The sequence below is a fragment of the Curtobacterium sp. AB7 genome, assembly GCF_044909335.1.
Taxonomy (GTDB): Bacteria; Actinomycetota; Actinomycetes; order Actinomycetales; family Microbacteriaceae; genus Curtobacterium.
Window position 1 is genome coordinate 45824 of sequence record NZ_JBIYED010000009.1, and the last position, 16101, is coordinate 61924.

The 16101-nt window shown below is 71.3% G+C and carries 18 protein-coding genes; 7 read left to right on the plus strand and 11 right to left on the minus strand.

From position 1 onward, the window contains the following. The first annotated feature begins 49 nt into the window (after nt 1-49). The gene (locus tag ABH929_RS16030; RefSeq protein WP_404561895.1) at nt 50-1015 is read left to right on the plus strand and encodes an NAD(P)H-quinone oxidoreductase; all 966 of its coding nucleotides are present in this window, start codon (nt 50-52) and stop codon (nt 1013-1015) included. Here the strand turns inward: ABH929_RS16030 and ABH929_RS16035 are convergent. From ABH929_RS16035 to ABH929_RS16060, 6 genes are all read right to left on the minus strand, one after another. Further along, nucleotides 1012-1788, minus strand: coding sequence for an amino acid ABC transporter ATP-binding protein (locus tag ABH929_RS16035; protein ID WP_404561896.1), 777 nt, complete (start codon nt 1786-1788; stop codon nt 1012-1014). The two genes, ABH929_RS16030 and ABH929_RS16035, sit on opposite strands and share 4 nt — an antisense overlap. Then, nucleotides 1785-2663, minus strand: a complete 879-nt coding sequence (locus ABH929_RS16040) for an amino acid ABC transporter permease (protein WP_205463175.1) — start codon at nt 2661-2663, stop codon at nt 1785-1787. The genes ABH929_RS16035 and ABH929_RS16040 overlap by 4 nt, the downstream gene beginning before the upstream one ends. A 4-nt stretch (nt 2664-2667) precedes the next feature. Further along, nucleotides 2668-3489 carry an ABC transporter substrate-binding protein gene (locus tag ABH929_RS16045; protein ID WP_404561897.1) on the minus strand — a complete coding sequence of 274 codons (822 nt, stop codon included), beginning with the start codon at nt 3487-3489 and terminating at the stop codon, nt 2668-2670. A gap of 83 nt (nt 3490-3572) precedes the next feature. After that, nucleotides 3573-4079 carry a cupin domain-containing protein gene (locus ABH929_RS16050; RefSeq protein ID WP_404561898.1) on the minus strand — a complete coding sequence of 169 codons (507 nt, stop codon included), beginning with the start codon at nt 4077-4079 and terminating at the stop codon, nt 3573-3575. Next, complete coding sequence (locus ABH929_RS16055) at nt 4076-5497, minus strand: amidohydrolase family protein (RefSeq protein ID WP_240347447.1); 1422 nt, start codon at nt 5495-5497, stop codon at nt 4076-4078. Before ABH929_RS16055 ends, ABH929_RS16050 begins: the two co-directional genes overlap by 4 nt. Then, a complete protein-coding gene (locus ABH929_RS16060; RefSeq protein WP_404561899.1) occupies nt 5494-7182 on the minus strand; it encodes an adenosylhomocysteinase in 1689 nt (562 codons plus the stop codon). The genes ABH929_RS16055 and ABH929_RS16060 overlap by 4 nt, the downstream gene beginning before the upstream one ends. A gap of 49 nt (nt 7183-7231) precedes the next feature. Here ABH929_RS16060 and ABH929_RS16065 point away from each other — a divergent pair, with 49 nt between their 5' ends. The 6 genes from ABH929_RS16065 to ABH929_RS16090 all read left to right on the plus strand — a co-directional run bounded on the left by ABH929_RS16065 (nt 7232) and on the right by ABH929_RS16090 (nt 11420). Further along, entirely contained in the window at nt 7232-7507 is a 276-nt protein-coding gene (locus tag ABH929_RS16065; RefSeq protein ID WP_205463178.1) for a glutaredoxin domain-containing protein, read from the plus strand. A 161-nt stretch (nt 7508-7668) separates the two neighbouring features. Next, nucleotides 7669-8520, plus strand: coding sequence for an amidohydrolase family protein (locus ABH929_RS16070; protein WP_404561900.1), 852 nt, complete (start codon nt 7669-7671; stop codon nt 8518-8520). A gap of 42 nt (nt 8521-8562) precedes the next feature. Beyond that, nucleotides 8563-9432, plus strand: a complete 870-nt coding sequence (locus ABH929_RS16075; protein WP_404561901.1) for a fumarylacetoacetate hydrolase family protein — start codon at nt 8563-8565, stop codon at nt 9430-9432. Next, entirely contained in the window at nt 9432-10280 is an 849-nt protein-coding gene (locus ABH929_RS16080) for an SDR family NAD(P)-dependent oxidoreductase (RefSeq protein ID WP_404561902.1), read from the plus strand. Before ABH929_RS16075 ends, ABH929_RS16080 begins: the two co-directional genes overlap by 1 nt. Nucleotides 10281-10367: 87 nt before the next feature. Continuing rightward, entirely contained in the window at nt 10368-11045 is a 678-nt protein-coding gene (locus ABH929_RS16085; protein WP_111086323.1) for a FadR/GntR family transcriptional regulator, read from the plus strand. A gap of 96 nt (nt 11046-11141) precedes the next feature. Then, nucleotides 11142-11420: a GlsB/YeaQ/YmgE family stress response membrane protein gene (locus ABH929_RS16090; protein WP_123936825.1), complete on the plus strand. Its 279-nt coding sequence runs from the start codon at nt 11142-11144 to the stop codon at nt 11418-11420. Between the two features lie 95 nt (nt 11421-11515). Here ABH929_RS16090 and ABH929_RS16095 read toward each other — a convergent pair whose 3' ends face one another. The 5 genes from ABH929_RS16095 to ABH929_RS16115 are packed head-to-tail and all read right to left on the minus strand — an operon-like array spanning nt 11516 to nt 16042. Further along, nucleotides 11516-12472 (minus strand): aldo/keto reductase, encoded by a 957-nt coding sequence (locus ABH929_RS16095; protein ID WP_404561903.1) that lies wholly within the window; start codon nt 12470-12472, stop codon nt 11516-11518. After that, nucleotides 12469-12795 (minus strand): L-rhamnose mutarotase, encoded by a 327-nt coding sequence (locus tag ABH929_RS16100; RefSeq protein WP_263054752.1) that lies wholly within the window; start codon nt 12793-12795, stop codon nt 12469-12471. Before ABH929_RS16100 ends, ABH929_RS16095 begins: the two co-directional genes overlap by 4 nt. Further along, nucleotides 12795-14120 (minus strand): alpha-L-fucosidase, encoded by a 1326-nt coding sequence (locus tag ABH929_RS16105; protein ID WP_404561904.1) that lies wholly within the window; start codon nt 14118-14120, stop codon nt 12795-12797. Before ABH929_RS16105 ends, ABH929_RS16100 begins: the two co-directional genes overlap by 1 nt. Nucleotides 14121-14154: 34 nt before the next feature. Continuing rightward, nucleotides 14155-15072 carry a carbohydrate ABC transporter permease gene (locus ABH929_RS16110; protein ID WP_404561905.1) on the minus strand — a complete coding sequence of 306 codons (918 nt, stop codon included), beginning with the start codon at nt 15070-15072 and terminating at the stop codon, nt 14155-14157. Continuing rightward, entirely contained in the window at nt 15065-16042 is a 978-nt protein-coding gene (locus ABH929_RS16115; RefSeq protein WP_404561906.1) for a carbohydrate ABC transporter permease, read from the minus strand. The genes ABH929_RS16110 and ABH929_RS16115 overlap by 8 nt, the downstream gene beginning before the upstream one ends. Nucleotides 16043-16101 lie beyond the last annotated feature (59 nt).

The window sequence follows — 16101 nt, forward strand, 5'->3', positions numbered from 1 at the left end:
ACATGGGGCACTCACAGGATGACCGGCCGCCCGGCGTACCGTCGAGGGCATGCGCGCCATCACGTTCGACGACACCACCATGTCCGTGACCGACCTGCCCGACCCGGTGCCCGCCGCGGGTGAGGTGCTCATCGAGGTCGCTGCCGCCGGGGTGAACAACGCCGACCTGCAGCAGCGCGCGGGGAACTACCCGCCGCCGCCCGGGGCCTCGGAGATCCTCGGGCTCGAGGTCTCCGGCACCGTCCGGGCCCTCGGCGAGGGGGTGACCTCGGTGGCCGTCGGCGACCGCGTGTGCGCCCTGCTGTCCGGCGGCGGCTACGCCTCGCTCGTCGTGGCTCCCGCGACGCAGGTGCTGCCGGTCCCCGACTCGGTCGACCTGGTCGAGGCTGCCGGCCTGCCCGAAGCCGCCTGCACCGTGTACTCGAACATCGGCATGCTCGCCGGACTCCGCCCCGGCCAGACGCTGCTCGTGCACGGAGGCACCGGCGGCATGGGCTCGCACGCCGTCCTGTGGGCGAAGGCCCTCGGCGCCACGGTCATCGCGACGAGCGGCGGTGACCGCAAGGTCCAGGCGTCGCGTGACCTCGGCGCGGACCTGGTGGTCGACCACCGCGCCGAGGACTTCGTGGAGCGCGTCCTGGCGTTCACGGACGGCGTCGGGGTCGACGTGGTGCTCGACGTCGTCGGACCGTCGTACCTGGCGCGGAACCTGCAGGCCCTCGCACCCAACGGGCACATCGCCGTCATCGCCTCGGGCAGCGGCAGCACCGCCGAGCTCGACCTCAGCGCGCTGATGCGGAAGCGGGCGTCGATCAGCGGGACGACCCTGCGCGCCCGGCCGCTCGCCGAGAAGGCCGCGATCGTCGCCGCCGTCCGTGAGCACGTCTGGCCCTTCGTCGCCGACGGCAGCGTCCGACCGGTGATCGACACCGTCCTGCCGCTCGCCGACGTCGAGGAGGCGCACCGGAAGGTCCGCGACGGCGAGGTCGTCGGGAAGGTGCTGCTGACGCTCTAGGCGTGGACGCGGGAGAGGAACTCGACCAGCGCCGGGTGCTGCGGGGCGTCCAGGACCTCGGCGGGGACGCCCTGCTCGACGACCTCGCCCCGGTGCAGGAACACGATCCGGTCGGCCACGTTCCGTGCGAAGTGCATCTCGTGCGTGGTCATCAGGATCGTCGACCCCTGCCGCTTCAGCTCGGTGACCAGGTCGAGCACCTCACCGACGAGCTGGGGGTCGAGCGCGCTCGTGACCTCGTCGAGCAGCAGGAGCTCGGGGTCGGACGCGATCGCCCGGACGATGGCCACACGCTGCTGCTGGCCGCCGGAGAGCCGGTCCGGGTACGCGTCGGCGAACTCCGCGAGCCCGATCCGTTCGAGCAGCCGACGCGCGGTCGCCTCCGCCTCGGCCCGGCCCACGCCGTGCACCTGCCGTGAGGCAAGCGTCACGTTGTCGAGCACGCGCATGTGCGGGAACAGGTTGAACTGCTGGAAGACCACGCCGATCCGCGCCCGGACGCCGTCGACGGCGATGCGGGGATCGACGATGTCGGTCCCCTGCAGCAGGATCTCGCCGTCGTCGATGCCCTCGAGCAGGTTCACCGTCTTGAGCAGGGTCGACTTGCCCGAGCCGGACGCCCCGATGACGCAGATGACCTCGTGGCGGTGCAGCGTCAGGTCGATGCCGCGCAGGACCTCCTGCTCGCCGAAGGCCTTGCGCAACCCGCGCAGTTCGAGGACCGCAGCGTCCGCACCCGACGCACCACGGGCCTCCTGGCCGACCTCGCTCATACGGTCCCTCCGATCTGCTCGCGCCGCTGCTGGCGGCGCGCGATCGCGTCCGTGACGCGGATCAGCGGCAGACTGATCACCACGAACAGCAGCCCCGCGACGAAGTACGGCGTGAAGTTGTAGGTCTCCGCCTGCGCGATCTGCGCCGAACGGACCGCGTCGACGGCGCCGAGGATCGACACCAGACCGACGTCCTTCTGCATCGAGACGAAGTCGTTCATCAGTGCCGGTGTGACCTTGCGGATCGCCTGCGGCAGCACCACGAGCCGCAGCGTCTTGGCGTGCGAGAGCCCGAGCGACCGCGCGGCCAGACGCTGCGAGGGGTGCACGGCCTCCATGCCGGCACGCAGGACCTCGGCGATGTACGACGAGTACGTCAGGACGATCGCGATCGTGCCCCAGACCTCGGCGGGCAGCCGCGGGAACACCCCGAGACCGGGGATCCCGTAGCCGACCAGGTACAGCACGATGATGAGCGGCAGGCCGCGGAACAGGTCCGTGTACCCGGTGGCGAGCATCCGCAGCGGGAAGAAGACCGGGTTCCGCAGGCCCCGCACCACGGCGAGCAGGGTACCGAACACGGCGACGCCGATGGCACTGAAGAACAGGATGCGCACGTTCAGCCAGAGGCCCAGCAGGATGTCCGGGAAGCTGTCGATCGCGGTCTGCGGGTCGAAGAACGACTGCTGGACCGCTGCCCAGCCGGGGGTGTTCACGACACCGAAGTAGGCGATCGCGATCACCACGAGCGTCGACACCACCGACACCACGATCGACCGGCGTCCACGCTGCCGACGGTAGAGCCGCCGCTCGGCCTCGACCTGGCTCGGCGCGGCTGCGGCGACCGCGGTACCGGCGCCTGCTGGCACGGTCATGCGGTTACTTCAGGACCGGGGTGTTGGTCTCCGAGGAGAGCCACTTGGTCTGCAGGTCCTCGAGCGTGCCGTCGTCCGTCAGCGACTTGAGCGCCTTGTCCACCTTGCTCGTGAGCTCCGAGCCCTTCGGCAGGACGAAGCCGAACTGGTCGCCCTTGCCGTCCGACGGGAACTGCGCCGACACCGTGCCGTCGTCGAGCTGCGCTGCCGCCATGTAGAACGCCGTCGGCAGGTCGGTGACGATCGCGTCGATCTGGCCCGACTTCAGTGCGAGCACGGCGTCGTCGTTCGAGTTGAAGACCTGCGGAGTGACCCCCAGCACGCTCTTCACGCTGGCGATCGACGTGGACCCGGTGGCGACGCCGATCGCGTCCTTCTTCAGCGCGGCGATGCTCGTGTCGTCGACGGCCTTCGAGGTGCTGGTCGTCACCACGGCCTGCGTCGTCGTGTAGTAGGCGCTCGACATGTCGACGGCCTTCTTGCGCTTGGCGTCGATCGAGAACTGCTGGACGTTGAGGTCCCAGTCCTTCGGACCCGGTGCGATCGCGCTGTCGAAGGTGCTGCGCTTCCACACGACGTCGGACTTGCTGTAGCCCATCTCCTTCGCGACCGCGTAGGCCACGGCGGACTCGAAGCCCTTGCCGGACTCCGGCTTGTTGTCCTCGATCCACGGCGAGTACGCCGGCTCACCGGTGGCGATCGTCAGCTTGCCGTCGGTGACGGTGCCGTCTTCGTTGCTGCCGCTGCCGGCGGCGCACGACGTCAGGGCGAGGGCGGCGACCGCGGCTGTTGCGACGGCGAGGGTGAGGCGGAGGGATCGGGTCACGGTCGGGCCTTCGTGCGAGGGGGTTGGGGGCAGGTCGAAGTGTACTTCGCGGTGGGATACCAACGCGAAACGGAGTCGCGGTACTACTCGGCCTCGTCCGCCATCGTGAAGTCGTCGAACGAGAACCCGGGCGACACGAGGCAGCTCAGCAGCACCTCGCCGTCGTTCGGGATCGTCCGCTGCCACACGCCACCGCGCACGAACGCCTGCGCGTCGTTCACCCGGTCACGACCGGCGTCGGGCCCGAGGGTGATCCGCGCACCGGGCTCGGGAGCATCGTCGGAGCCGCCGAGTTCGAGCTCGACGGTGTCCGGACCGTGCCACATCCAGATCTCGTCGCTCGTCACCCGGTGCCAGGCCGAGGCCTCGCCCGGGGGCAGCAGGAAGTGGATCAGGGTCGCGGCGGGGCGGTCCCCAGCGGGTGTCGTCACCGTGGCCGGCGAGGTCCAGGTGCGGACGTACCAACCGCCCTCGGGGTGCGGCTCCATGCCGAGGGCGACGGCGCGCTTCGGCACGTCGAGCCACTCGATCAGTTCGCCGTCGACGGTGCGACGGGCGGCCATGCCGGGGCGGGGTGCGGTCTCGGTCATGATTCCTCCACAGGGATGACAGGGCGGGCAGGGCGGTCGGGCGATGACGTGGGCACGCCGGTCAGCGCTCCGTCGACGGCCCGGACGACCCCGCGGATGACGGTTGCGGACGCACGCCCGGCACCGTCCTCGACGAGCTCGGCGAGTGCGTCGGGCACGGTCCGGGCGTCGACGTCGAAGACGGCCAGGTCGGCGCGGGCCCCCACGGCGAGGTGGCCGATGCGGTCCGGGCCGACGGCGAGTCCCATGGCGTGTGCACCGCCGAGGGTCGCGGCGGAGAGCAAGCGCTCGTGCAGGTCCCGGTGACCGTACCCCTGGGCACGGGCGATCCGGTGCAGGGCGGTGACGTCGGCCATCAGGTCGAGGGACGGCGACGACGACAGCGAGTCGGTGCCGATGGCGATCGGGCTGCCCTCGCGCAGGTAGTCGGCGACGGGCGGCGGGTCGAGGCCGATGACGGCGTTCGACCGCGGGCACAGTGCGACGGCGGTGCCGCGAGCGCGCAGGAGCGCCCGGTCGGCAGCGGTCATGTAGACGCCGTGCGCGATGTGGCAGTCCGGGCCGAGTACCCCGAGCCGGTCGACGAACGCGGTGGCACTCGCGCCGAAGCCCAGGGCTCGCAGCGCCCGGAACGAGGGCACGTTCGCCAGGTGCCAGTCGTTGCCGTGGCCGACGCCGTCGACGCCGTCCAGTCCGGGGACCGGCCCCAGGGCGATGCGCTCACCCTCGAAGGCGGCCTCGCCCAGGTGCAGGTGCAGCCGGAGTCCGCGCTGCCGGACGATGTCGGGGAGCTCGAGCAGGGGCGCGACGTCGAGCGAGTACGGCGCGTGCGGTGACAGCCCGGCGCCGGGGGTGGTCGGGATCCGGGCGAGTTCGTCGAGCACCTGGTCGCGGCCGTGCGACTGCCAGGCGTCGTTCTCCCAGTCCATCACCTCCCAGTAGGCGATGCCGCCGAGCCCGTACGTCTCGAGCGCGGTGGAGGCCTCGATGTCGGTGACGATGTCCGCGATGCTCGTCACGCCGGCGAGGATCGACGCCTCGGCACCGGCCGCAGCCTCGGCCCGCCAGTCGTGGGGTTCGGCGTAGTCCTCGTTGAACGCGACCGCCCAGTCCTCGAATCCGTCGTACTGGCGGCGTCCGACACTGGCCATGCCGGTGTACTGCAGGTGCGAGTGCGCGTTGACGAGGCCCGGCAGGAGGGCCCCTCGCCACTGCCGTTCGGTGAACGTCGCACCCGAGCCGGCGAGCTGGTCGACGACCCACGACCGGTCGCCGACGTGCAGGATGCGGCCGTCCTGCACGGCGACGGCGCCGTCGGCGATCGGGGGCGCGGTCATCGGCACGACGACGCGCGCCGAGTGCACGACGACGGAGTGGTCGGCACGCGGGTGCGCGGCGCTCGGGGGCGCGGCGCTCATGCGGGGTCTCCGAAACGACGCGTCCGGACGTCCGGCTCGCGGTCCGCAGGGTGTTCGGCTGGAAGGCCGGGAGGAACGGGGCGCGCTCCGAACGCGGCGAGCGCCACGCGGGCGGTCGCGTCGTCGACCGCGGGGTCGATGGGCACGACGGCTCGCTCGAGTTCGTCGCCCCGCTCGAGCAGGATGCGGACGGCCCCGAGCTGCGCGGCGAAGGACAGGTCCATGATCTCGATCGGGTTGCCCTCGGCCGCCGTGATGTTGATGCAGCCGCCGCGGTCGAGCACGATCGGTCCGCCCTCGGCGTCGGGGAACACGAGGCGTTCGGCCTTCGGGCCCACTGGCCGCAGTTCGGCTCCGGCGGCGCGGGCGTCGTCGAGCGCGACCTCGTGGTCGACCCCGCCCGCGACGGCGACGACGGCCCCGTCCGCGCACGAGCGCAGCACCCGCAGGTCGATGGTGTCGGCGACCCCGGTGGCGCTCACCACGAGGTCGGCGTCCTGCACGGCCTCGGCGAGCGGCGCGACGGCGTGGCCGGCGAACAGCGCCTGCAGGGCGCGCACGGGATCCGTCTCGGCGACCGTGACCCGGAGACCGAGGGCGGACAGCACCAGCGCGACCCCTTCGCCGACGTGCCCGAACCCGGCGACGACCGCCGCGCCTCCCGACCGCACTCGGTGCGTGCCGGACGGGAGCCCGTCGACCAGGTCGAGCGCCGCGAACACCGTCGACTGCCCGGTGCCGTACCGGTTGTCGAAGAACGTCTTGGTGCGGGCGTCGTTGACGGCGACCACGGGGATGTAGAGCTCGCCCCGCGACGCCATCACGCGCAGGGGTCGGAGGCCGCTCGTGGTCTCCTCGGCCGCGCCGAGCATCGTCGGCAGCAGGTCCGGACGCTCCTGGTGGGCGAGTCGGATGACGTGGGAACCGTCGTCGAGCAGGATGTGCGGCCGGGTGTCGAGCATCGCGAGGGCGAGCGCCTTCTGCTCCGGCAGCGACGCCGTGCTGTTCGCGTGCACCGTGAGCCCCGCTGCCCGGAGCGACGCGGCCACGGCGTCGTCGGTCTCGTCGGCGTGCGCGTAGACGACGACCTCGGCACCAGCGTCGCGGAGGAGCAGGCTCAGCACCGCGGTCTTCGGCTCGAGGAACATCGCGACGCCGATGCGGGTGCCGCGGAGCAGTCCGCCGTCGCGGAGTTCGGCGGCGACCGCGCGCGAGACGGGCATCGAGCGTCGCGCCCAGCGCAGCCGGGCGTCGGCGGCCGGGTCGTCCTCGGGGTCGCGACCGGTGGAGACGAGGAAGACGTCGTCGGAGAGCATCGGGACGCCGAGCACGCCGGGGCGGGCGGTGACGACGGGGCCGAAGGCGTCCTCGTCGACGGCGGGCAGGTGCCGGCCGGCGTCGATCACGATGAGCGTGGCGCCGCGGGGGCGGTCCGCCTCGCGCTCGATGACGGGGGTGGAGTCGTCGGGGGAACCGAGGCACCAGAGCTGGTCGATCGGCTCGTGCTCCGCGGCCGGACGGGCACCGAGTCCGGTGAGCAGCCCGTGCAGTGCCGCGGTGTCGCGGGGGTCGCCACCGACGATGCGGAACCGGCGGGCTGCGACGAGCAGGTTCGTGACCGCGGCGAAGCGTCGGACTGCTGCCGACGCCCAGGATCGCGTCTCGGGGTCGGGTCCTGGCGGCATGCCCCAATCGTAGGGAATGCGCGGGGGTCCGCCGACGTACTCTCTGGGCATGAGCGATGCATCCACGACCGGAGTGTTCGACAAGGTGACGATGTTCGGTGCGGACTGGTGCCGCGACTGCCGCCGGTCCAAGGCGCTGCTCGACACCCTCGGCGTCGACTACGAGTACGTCGACGTCGAGCAGGACCTGTCGGCGGCCGACCGAGCCGAGGCGATCAGCGGGCGGAAGAACATCCCCGTCGTGGTGCTGCCGAACGGCAAGCACTTCGTCGAGCCGTCGGACGCCGAGCTGCGCGCCGAGCTCGAGGCCTCCGGCGCCGTCTGAGCTGCGGCTCGGCCCGAGACTCGGGCAGCTCGCCCCGAGACTCGGGCTGAGCGACTCGTCTCGGGGCTCCGAGCCCGAGTTCTGTCGCCCACCCCGAGTCTCGAGGGAACGCTGCACCTGCGCGCCGGGCGGACATCGGATGAATCGGGCATCATGAGGGCGTGATCATCGACGCTCACCACCACCTCTGGGACCCCGCCGACCGGTCGTACCCCTGGATGGACGACTCCGTCGCCCCGATCCGCCGCCGGTTCGACGTGGACGACCTCCGAGCGGCGACGCGGGACACCGGCGTGACGCGGACCATCGTCGTGCAGGCCGTGCACGATCCCGGCGAGACCGCCTGGCTGCTCGAACAGCCCGGACCGGTCGCGGGCGTCGTCGGCTGGGTGGACCTCACCGCGCCGGACGTGGCCGACCGGATCGCCGCCGTCCGTGCGCTGCCGGGCGGGCAGCGTCTGGCGGGCATCCGGCACCAGGCGCAGGACGAACCGGATCCGGGCTGGCTCGCCCGCCCGGACGTCGCCCGCGGGGTGCGCGCCCTCGCTGGTGCCGGCCTGGTGTTCGACGTCCTCGTCCGAGCGCGGGAGCACGCCGCTGCGCTGACCCTGGTCGACGCCGTCCCCGAGGCATCATTCGTGCTGGACCACGCCGGCAAGCCGGACATCGCGCACGACGATGCCGAGTCGGCGGCGGCCTGGCGCGGACGGATGACCGACTTCGCCGCACGCCCGAACGTCACGTGCAAGGTCTCCGGCCTGTTCACCGAGGCTGGCCCGGACTGGCGCGACCGCCCGGTCGACCGGTACGTCCGCGAGGTCGTGGAGCAGTTCGGTCCCGAACGGTCGCTGTTCGGCTCGGACTGGCCGGTGTCGACCCTGGCGACCGGGTACGCCGAGGTCGTGCAGCGGACCACGGGCGCACTCGCCGACCTGTCGACGACCGAGCACGAGGCCGTCTTCAGCGGCACCGCTGAGCGCATCTACCTTGTCCCGATGACCACGCAGACATAGGATGTTTCTGGCTGCACTGGCGCAGCCGGAGAGCGAGGAACGATGCAGTTCGCACGACTCGGCCCGGTGGGGAGCGAGATCCCCGTGGCCATCGACATCGACGGCGAGGTCTTCGACCTCCGCTCGATCACCAGTGACATCAGCGGGGCCTTCCTGGCCTCGGACCCGGTCGGCCGCGTCGAGCACGCGCGCAGCGCCGGCGACCTGACGATCATCGGCCGGGACCGGGCCGGCGCCATGCGGCGCGGGGCACCGGTCGCCCGCCCCGGCAAGGTCGTGTGCATCGGCCTGAACTACCGCGACCACGCCGCCGAGACCGGCGCCGACATCCCCACCGAACCGATCGTGTTCATGAAGGACCCGATGACGGTGATCGGCCCCGACGACGAGGTCCTGATCCCCCGGAACAGCACGAAGACCGACTGGGAGATCGAGCTCGCGATCGTCATCGGCCGCACGGCTCGGTACTGCGAGACCGATGCGGACGCCGAGGCCTCCATCGCCGGCTACGCCATCGCGAACGACGTGTCCGAGCGCGAGTTCCAGCTCGAGCGCGGTGGACAGTGGGACAAGGGCAAGTCCTGCGAGACCTTCAACCCGCTCGGGCCGTGGCTGGTGACACCCGGGTCGCTCGCCGCCGCCGGCCTCGACCCTGCGGCACTCGCGCTCCGACTGACCGTCAACGGCGAGGTCCGGCAGGACGGCACCACCGCCGACATGATCTTCCGGCCTGTGGAGATCGTCCGGTACCTGTCGCAGTTCATGGTGCTGTACCCCGGCGACGTCATCAGCACGGGGACCCCGGCGGGCGTCGCGCTGGCCGGACACGCGCCCTACCTGCAGCCCGGCGACGTCGTCGAGCTCACCGCTGACGGGCTCGGCTCGCAGCGCCAGACGGTCGGAGCAGCCTGATGGCGGACGCAACCGGCAGCACCGGCGGCACCGGCGGCACCGGCGGCACCGGCTCCGACCGCGCCGGCTCCGGCCGCGCCGGCACCGGCCGCGCCGGCAGCGCCCTCAGCCACGACGGCGTCCGGGCGATCGTCACCGGCGGCGCGTCCGGCATCGGCGCAGCGATCGCCGCCGCCCTGCAGGACCGCGGTGCGACGGTCGCCGTGCTCGACCTGCAGCCGTCGACCGTCGAGGGGTTCCTCTCGGTCACGTGCGACGTCAGCGACGACGCCTCGGTCCGCACCGCCGTCGCCACCGCCGTCGAGCATCTCGGCGGCCTCGACGTCCTGGTCAACAACGCCGGCATCGGCGCACAGGGCACGGTCGAGGACAACGACGACGACGAGTGGCGCCGCGTGTACGAGGTCAACGTCCTCGGTGCCGTCCGGCTGTCGCGTGCAGCGCTCCCCCACCTGCGAGCGTCGGGCAACGCGAGCATCGTGAACACCTGCTCGATCGCCGCCACCGCCGGGCTGCCCCAGCGGGCGCTCTACTCGGCGACCAAGGGTGCGATCGCCGCGCTGACCCGCGCGATGGCCGCCGACCACATCCGCGAGGGCATCCGCGTCAACGCCGTCAACCCCGGCACGGCCGACACCCCGTGGGTCGCGCGGTTGCTGTCCACCGCGGGCGACCCGGCCGCCGAACGCGCAGCGCTCGAGGCCCGGCAGCCGCACGGCCGGCTCGTGCAGGCGGAGGAGGTCGCCGAGGCGGTCGCCTACCTGACGAGCCCGCTCGCCCGGTCGACGACGGGCGTCGACCTGGCCGTCGACGGCGGGATGCAGGCCCTCCGGCTGCGGCCCGCCTGATGGTCGGCCCGTGACGACCGGGAGGCCCGGCTATCGTCGACCTGTCGGCTCGCGTCCGCGAGCGGGCCGGGATCAGGAGGTGGTGACGTGGCGTCGCTGACCGACGATGCGATCGCACGCATCCAGCAGATGATCGTGAGCGGTGAGCTCCAACCCGGGCAGCGCCTCCCGCCCGAGAAGGAACTGAGCGAGTCGCTCGGCCTGTCCCGGAACAGCCTGCGCGAGGCGGTGAAGGCTCTCGAGCTCATCCGCGTGCTCGACGTCCGCCGCGGCGACGGCACCTACGTGACGTCGCTGGAACCCGGCGTCCTGCTCGAGGCCGTGTCGTTCGTCGTCGACATGCACCACGACCGGTCCCTCGTCGACCTGCTCGAGGTCCGCCGCATCCTCGAGCCCGCGTCAGCCGTCCTGGCCACCGCGCGGGCCTCGGAGCAGCAGATCGACGAGCTCGCCACGCTGATGCAGTCCGTCGGCGAGGACACCGGCGTCGAGGACCTCGTCGCGCACGACCTGCTGTTCCACTCGACGATCGCGGGCATCGGCGGCAACCAGTACCTGTCCGGCCTGCTCGACGCCCTGTCGAGCAAGACCGTGCGGGTGCGGGTGTGGCGCGGCCTGACGCAGAACGGCTCGGTGCAGCGCACCCTCGACGAGCACGCCGCCATCGTGGACGCCATCCGACGCCGGGACCCGCAGCTCGTGCAGGCGCTCGTGGTGTCGCACGTCGAGGGTGTCGAGCGCTGGTTGCGGCGCTCCCTCGACTGAAACCGAGAACGCGTGCAGGTGGGTGGGTGTTGTGTCGGGCGTCGGCCCTGACTCCGGCAACCATGCCGCGGCAACCGCACCCACGAGGAGGAAACCGTGCTCGGTCTCATCATCAGCTTGATCATCGTCGGACTCATCGCCGGCGCCATCGCCCGGCTCGTCGTCCCCGGCAAGCAGCACATCTCGATCCCCATGACCATCCTGCTGGGCATCATCGGCTCGTTCGTGGGCGGGTTCCTCGGGTTCCTGATCTTCCAGCACGACCCGATGGACGGCTTCTTCCAGCCGGCTGGCATCATCGGTTCGATCATCGGCGCCATCATCGTGCTGATCATCTACATCCGCTTCTCGGGTCGCAGCGCCAAGACCCGCTAGGCACCAGCACCCCGCCGGGCACGACCCGCAGCACGACCGAAGTCACCCCGAACCGCGCATCCGTGCGGTTCGGGGTGCTTTTGGTCGTGCGGGGCTCAGTCGCTGAGCAGGCCCGCGGCGCGCAGGTCCTCCCACAGGGACTCCGGGACGACGGCCGCCGCCCGCTCGACGTTGGAGCGCACCTGCTCGGCGGACTGCGCACCGAGGGCGATCGCGGCGACCGCAGCAGCACGGCGCGGGAACGCCAGCGCCGCCTCGGGCAGGGTGACCCCGTGCCGCTCGCAGACGTCGGCGATCGCGTTCGCCCGGGCGACGAGGGCCGCCGGAGCCGTGGCGTAGTCGTACGTCGCGGTGGCGTCCGGCCGGTCCTGCCCGAGTAGTCCCGAGTTGTAGACCCCGACCGCGACGACCGCGACCCCCAGCGAGGCGCACCGGTCGACGAGGTCCGCCGCCGGCTGTTCGAGCAGTGTGTACCGTCCCGCGAGCATGACCACGTCGCAGAGCCCGGTGGACACCGCCGCGTCGAGGGCTTCGACTGAGTTCGACCCGACGCCGACAGCCCGGACGACACCCTCGTCCCGCAGCTCGGCGAGCGTCGGCAGCGCCTGCGTCAGGCCGTCCTCGAGCGAGTACACGTCGGGGTCGTGCAGGTACGCGACGTCGACGCGGTCGAGTCCGAGCCGTCCGAGCGACTCGTCCAGTGACCGCCGAACGCCCATCGGCGACGGGTCCCACTGCCGCACGGTGTCGTTCGGCACCGCGAACCCGCCGGAGGCCAGGTCGTTCCCGTCGCCACGCCCGGGGACGAGCAACCGCCCGACCTTCGTCGACACCAGGAACGAGTCGCGCGGGCGGTCGGCGAGCGCCGCCCCGAGCCGGCGCTCGGACAGTCCGAGGCCGTAGTGCGGTGCGGTGTCGTACCCGCGGACACCGGCGTCCCAGGCTGCGTCGACCGTGGCCCGCGCGTCGTCGTCGGACACCGGCCGCAGCAGGTTCCCGATGCCCGCACCGCCGAACCAGAACGGCCCGCGGTCGAGGTCGAGGTCCGTCATGCGTCCACCTGGTCCGCCAGGGACCAGACCCGCGGCACGCCGTCGTCGTTCCCCGAGTAGTCGTCGTCGGCTTCGAGCAGGGGGTTGATCGTCTCCTGCCACTCCGCGTTGACCGGGTCGTCGGCGAGCGCCCGGCGCATCGCGCGGTAGTCCTCGACCTCGATCAGGTGGACCAGGTCCTGCCCGTCCCGCCACACCGTCCAGTCGTGCACCCCGGCATCGCGAAGCCGGGCCGCGAGCGCGGGCGGGATCGAAGCGTGCACGGCGTCGTACACGGCCTCGTTCCCCGCCCGCAGCCGGGTCCTCGACAGGATGCGCTGCATCAGTCGCGCAGGAACAGTTCGACCACCGGCACGGCGACATCGGGTCGCACGATCGGCAGCGTGAGCGTCAGCGTGCCCGCCGGCTGCCCGCCGAGCCCGGTGTTCTGCGCCCGTGTGCCCTCCGGGATCTCCCGGTAGTGAATCTCCGACGCGTCGTTCAGCAGCTGCGCGTACGCCACCTTCCCGGCCAGGTCGGGCAGGTGCACGTGCTCGAAGGGCCACGTGAACAGGTGCAAGTAGAGCCGGTCCCCACGCTGCGTGTACACGGTGCCGGCCGGCGCGGTGAACGAGGACGGTCCGGCGCCGTACACCGAGCGGTCGTGTCGACGCATCCACTCGCCGATCCCGGCGAGCGCCGACCGCGCGACCCCGTCGAACTCGCCGCGACCGGTGGGTCCGACGTTGAGGAGCATGTTCCCGTTGTTCGAGACGCCGTCGACGAGCATGCGGACCAGCAGGTCGGTGCTCTTCACGTTGAGGTTGTCGCGGTCGTAGCCCCACGAGCCGTTCAGGGTCTGGCAGGCCTCCCACGGCACCTGGACGCCGTCGACCTCCATCGGCTTGTCCGGCTGGTACTGCTCGGGTGTGACGATGTCGCCGGGCAGGTCGAGGCGGTCGTTGACGATGATGCCGGGCTGGAGCCGCTTCGTCAGCGCCAGCAGCTCCGAGGACCCCCAGTCATCGCGGCCCTTGCCGCCCCAGATGTCCTCGTGGTCGTTGTCGCGGTACGAGAAGTCGTAGAACAGGTAGTCGATCCGCCCGTAGTCGGTCAGCAGCTCCTCCACCTGCCCGTGGAGGTACGAACGGTAGCGGGCCATGTCGCGACCTTCGTTGAGCGCCGAGATCGCCGCGTCGCCGTCGTCCCGCCGCGGGTGCACGCCGTCGACGGTGAAGTCCGGGTGGTGCCAGTCGATGAGCGAGTGGTAGAACCCGACCCGCAGTCCCTCGGCGCGGACGGCGTCGACGAACTCGCGCACGATGTCCCGGCCGAACGGGGTGTTCGTGGACTTGTAGTCGGTCAGGGCGCTGTCCCAGAGCGCGAAGCCCTCGTGGTGCTTCGTGGTGAGGACGACGTACTTCATCCCCGCCTCGCGGGCACGGCGGGCCCAGTCGGCGGCGTCGAACAGGTCCGGGTCGAAGTGGTCGAAGTACTTCTGGTAGTCCGCGTCGGTGATCCGTTCGCGGTTCTTCACCCACTCGTGCCGTGCCGGCAGGGCGTACAGCCCCCAGTGGATGAACATGCCGAACCGGTCGTGGGTGAACCAGGCGGGCAGGCCGCTCGCGTCGGTCGCGGTCTGCGGCTCTGCAGGTGCGGTGATGGTCATGAGGCCAGTGTTCCTTTCAGAGGGGGGAGGGGTGTCACCGGCCGCCGAGGCCGGAGGTGACGATGCCCTTGACGAGGTGCTTCTGGAGCAGGATCAGCAGGATGACGGTGGGCAGCATCGAGATCACCGACGCTGCCATCACGAGGTTCCACTCGGAGCCCTGCTGCCCGAAGAACTGCTGCAGGCCGAGCGGGATGGTGCCGTGGGCCTCGACGTCGTTCACGACGACGAGCGGCCAGAGGAACGAGTTCCAGTAGGAGATGAACGAGAACACGGCGAGCACGGCCATGGTCGGGTGGGCGAGCGGGAGCATCACCGAGAAGAACGTCCGGATCGCGCCGGCTCCGTCGACCCGGGCGGCGTCGTCGAGCTCCTGCGGCACGGTGAGGAAGAACTGCCGGATGAGGAACGCCCCGAGCGCCGTGAACGCCCACGGGATGATGAGCGCCTGGAACGTGTCGACCCAGCCGAAGCCCTGCATCATCACGTACATCGGGATGACGAGGACGTCCTGCGGGATCATCAACGTGACGAGGAACAGCAGGAACACGGTGTTCCGTCCACGCCAGCGCAGCCGGGAGAACGCGTACCCGGAGAGCACGGCGACGGCGACGTTGATCGCGGTCCCCACGGCCGCCACGAAGACGCCGTTGAGGATGAACCGCGCGAACGGCAGGTACGTGAACGCCTGCACGTAGTTGTCCCACTCGAGCGAGCGGCCCCAGAGCGTCGGCGGCGTGGTGAACACCTGGTCGGCGGGCTTGAGGCTCGTCGCCACCATGTAGATGAGCGGCGAGACGAACAGCAGCGCGACGAGGCAGAGCAGGGCGTACCCGATCGCGTGCCGCACCCGTCCGGGGCGGGGCACCGACCGGGTCCGGGCCACGGCGCGGGGGTTGACCGTCCGGTTCGACGTCGTGGCGCCGAGGCGACCGCGGACTGCTTCACTCATAGTGCACCCACCGCTTCTGGCCGAGGAACTGGATGGCCGTGATCCCGAGGATGATGACGAACAGCACCCAGGCGCCGGCCGAGGCCAGACCGAGCTGCTGGTTCTGGAAGCCGGTGTTGTAGATGTACTGCACGAGGGTCTCCGTCGCGGTGCCCGGCCCGCCCTTCGTCAGGACGAACGGTTGGACGAACACCTGGAACGAGGTGATCAGCGTCATCATCGTCGCGAAGAAGACCGACGGCGAGATGAGCGGGAACTTGATGGCCCAGAACGTCTGCCAGGCGTTCGCGCCGTCGAGCTGCGAGGCCTCGATCTGGTTCTCCGGCACGGCGTCGAGCGCCGCCGAGAAGATCAGCATGTTGTAGCCGAAGCCCTGCCACACGCTCATCGCGACGATGGCGAGCATCGCCCAGTGCTCGTCGGCGAGGAAGTTCGGCGCGTGCACGCCGACGGTGGACTGCAGGGACGCGTCGATCGCGCCACCGGGCTGGTACAGCATCCGCCACACCACGACGTTCGCGACGATCGGCGTGATGGTCGGGATGAAGAACAGGACGCGGAAGACGTGCCGGCCGGCGATCCGCGGTGTCAGCCAGGCGGCGAGCCCGAGCGACACGACGAGGTTGAGCGGCACGTAGAGCACCACGAACAGCGCCGTGTTGAGCGCGACGGTGCGGAAGACCGGGTCGCCGAAGAGCCGGGCGTAGTTCTCGATGCCGGCCCAGCTGCGTTCGCCGAGCATCGGCCAGTTCATGAAGCTCACGACGAGGGACGCGACGATCGGGAACGCGGTGAAGACGACGAGGCCGATCGAGTGCGGGGCGGCGAAGGCGGCGCCCCACCAGGAGCGGCGTCCGAGCGCGCTCGTGTCCTCGCCGTCCTTCCGCCGTGGGGTGGCGGTCCCGACCGCGACCGCGGTCGCGACCGCGGGGACGGCCGCTTCGGCCGGTGGGTCCTGGATGGTGGTCATGCGACGACCTCCTCGTCGTTCGCGCGGTCCTGAACAGGGGATGGATCGGACTGGAGGCC

Excerpts from the sequence above, each read along its gene's own strand:
- ABH929_RS16030 (WP_404561895.1), top strand. The coding sequence starts at position 50 with ATGCGCGCCATCACGTTCGACGACACCACCATGTCCGTGACCGACCTG.
- ABH929_RS16035 (WP_404561896.1), bottom strand. The coding sequence starts at position 1,788 with ATGAGCGAGGTCGGCCAGGAGGCCCGTGGTGCGTCGGGTGCGGACGCT.
- ABH929_RS16040 (WP_205463175.1), bottom strand. The coding sequence starts at position 2,663 with ATGACCGTGCCAGCAGGCGCCGGTACCGCGGTCGCCGCAGCCGCGCCG.
- ABH929_RS16050 (WP_404561898.1), bottom strand. The coding sequence starts at position 4,079 with ATGACCGAGACCGCACCCCGCCCCGGCATGGCCGCCCGTCGCACCGTC.
- ABH929_RS16055 (WP_240347447.1), bottom strand. The coding sequence starts at position 5,497 with ATGAGCGCCGCGCCCCCGAGCGCCGCGCACCCGCGTGCCGACCACTCC.
- ABH929_RS16060 (WP_404561899.1), bottom strand. The coding sequence starts at position 7,182 with ATGCCGCCAGGACCCGACCCCGAGACGCGATCCTGGGCGTCGGCAGCA.
- ABH929_RS16065 (WP_205463178.1), top strand. The coding sequence starts at position 7,232 with ATGAGCGATGCATCCACGACCGGAGTGTTCGACAAGGTGACGATGTTC.
- ABH929_RS16075 (WP_404561901.1), top strand. The coding sequence starts at position 8,563 with ATGCAGTTCGCACGACTCGGCCCGGTGGGGAGCGAGATCCCCGTGGCC.
- ABH929_RS16080 (WP_404561902.1), top strand. The coding sequence starts at position 9,432 with ATGGCGGACGCAACCGGCAGCACCGGCGGCACCGGCGGCACCGGCGGC.
- ABH929_RS16095 (WP_404561903.1), bottom strand. The coding sequence starts at position 12,472 with ATGACGGACCTCGACCTCGACCGCGGGCCGTTCTGGTTCGGCGGTGCG.
- ABH929_RS16100 (WP_263054752.1), bottom strand. The coding sequence starts at position 12,795 with ATGCAGCGCATCCTGTCGAGGACCCGGCTGCGGGCGGGGAACGAGGCC.
- ABH929_RS16105 (WP_404561904.1), bottom strand. The coding sequence starts at position 14,120 with ATGACCATCACCGCACCTGCAGAGCCGCAGACCGCGACCGACGCGAGC.
- ABH929_RS16110 (WP_404561905.1), bottom strand. The coding sequence starts at position 15,072 with ATGAGTGAAGCAGTCCGCGGTCGCCTCGGCGCCACGACGTCGAACCGG.
- ABH929_RS16115 (WP_404561906.1), bottom strand. The coding sequence starts at position 16,042 with ATGACCACCATCCAGGACCCACCGGCCGAAGCGGCCGTCCCCGCGGTC.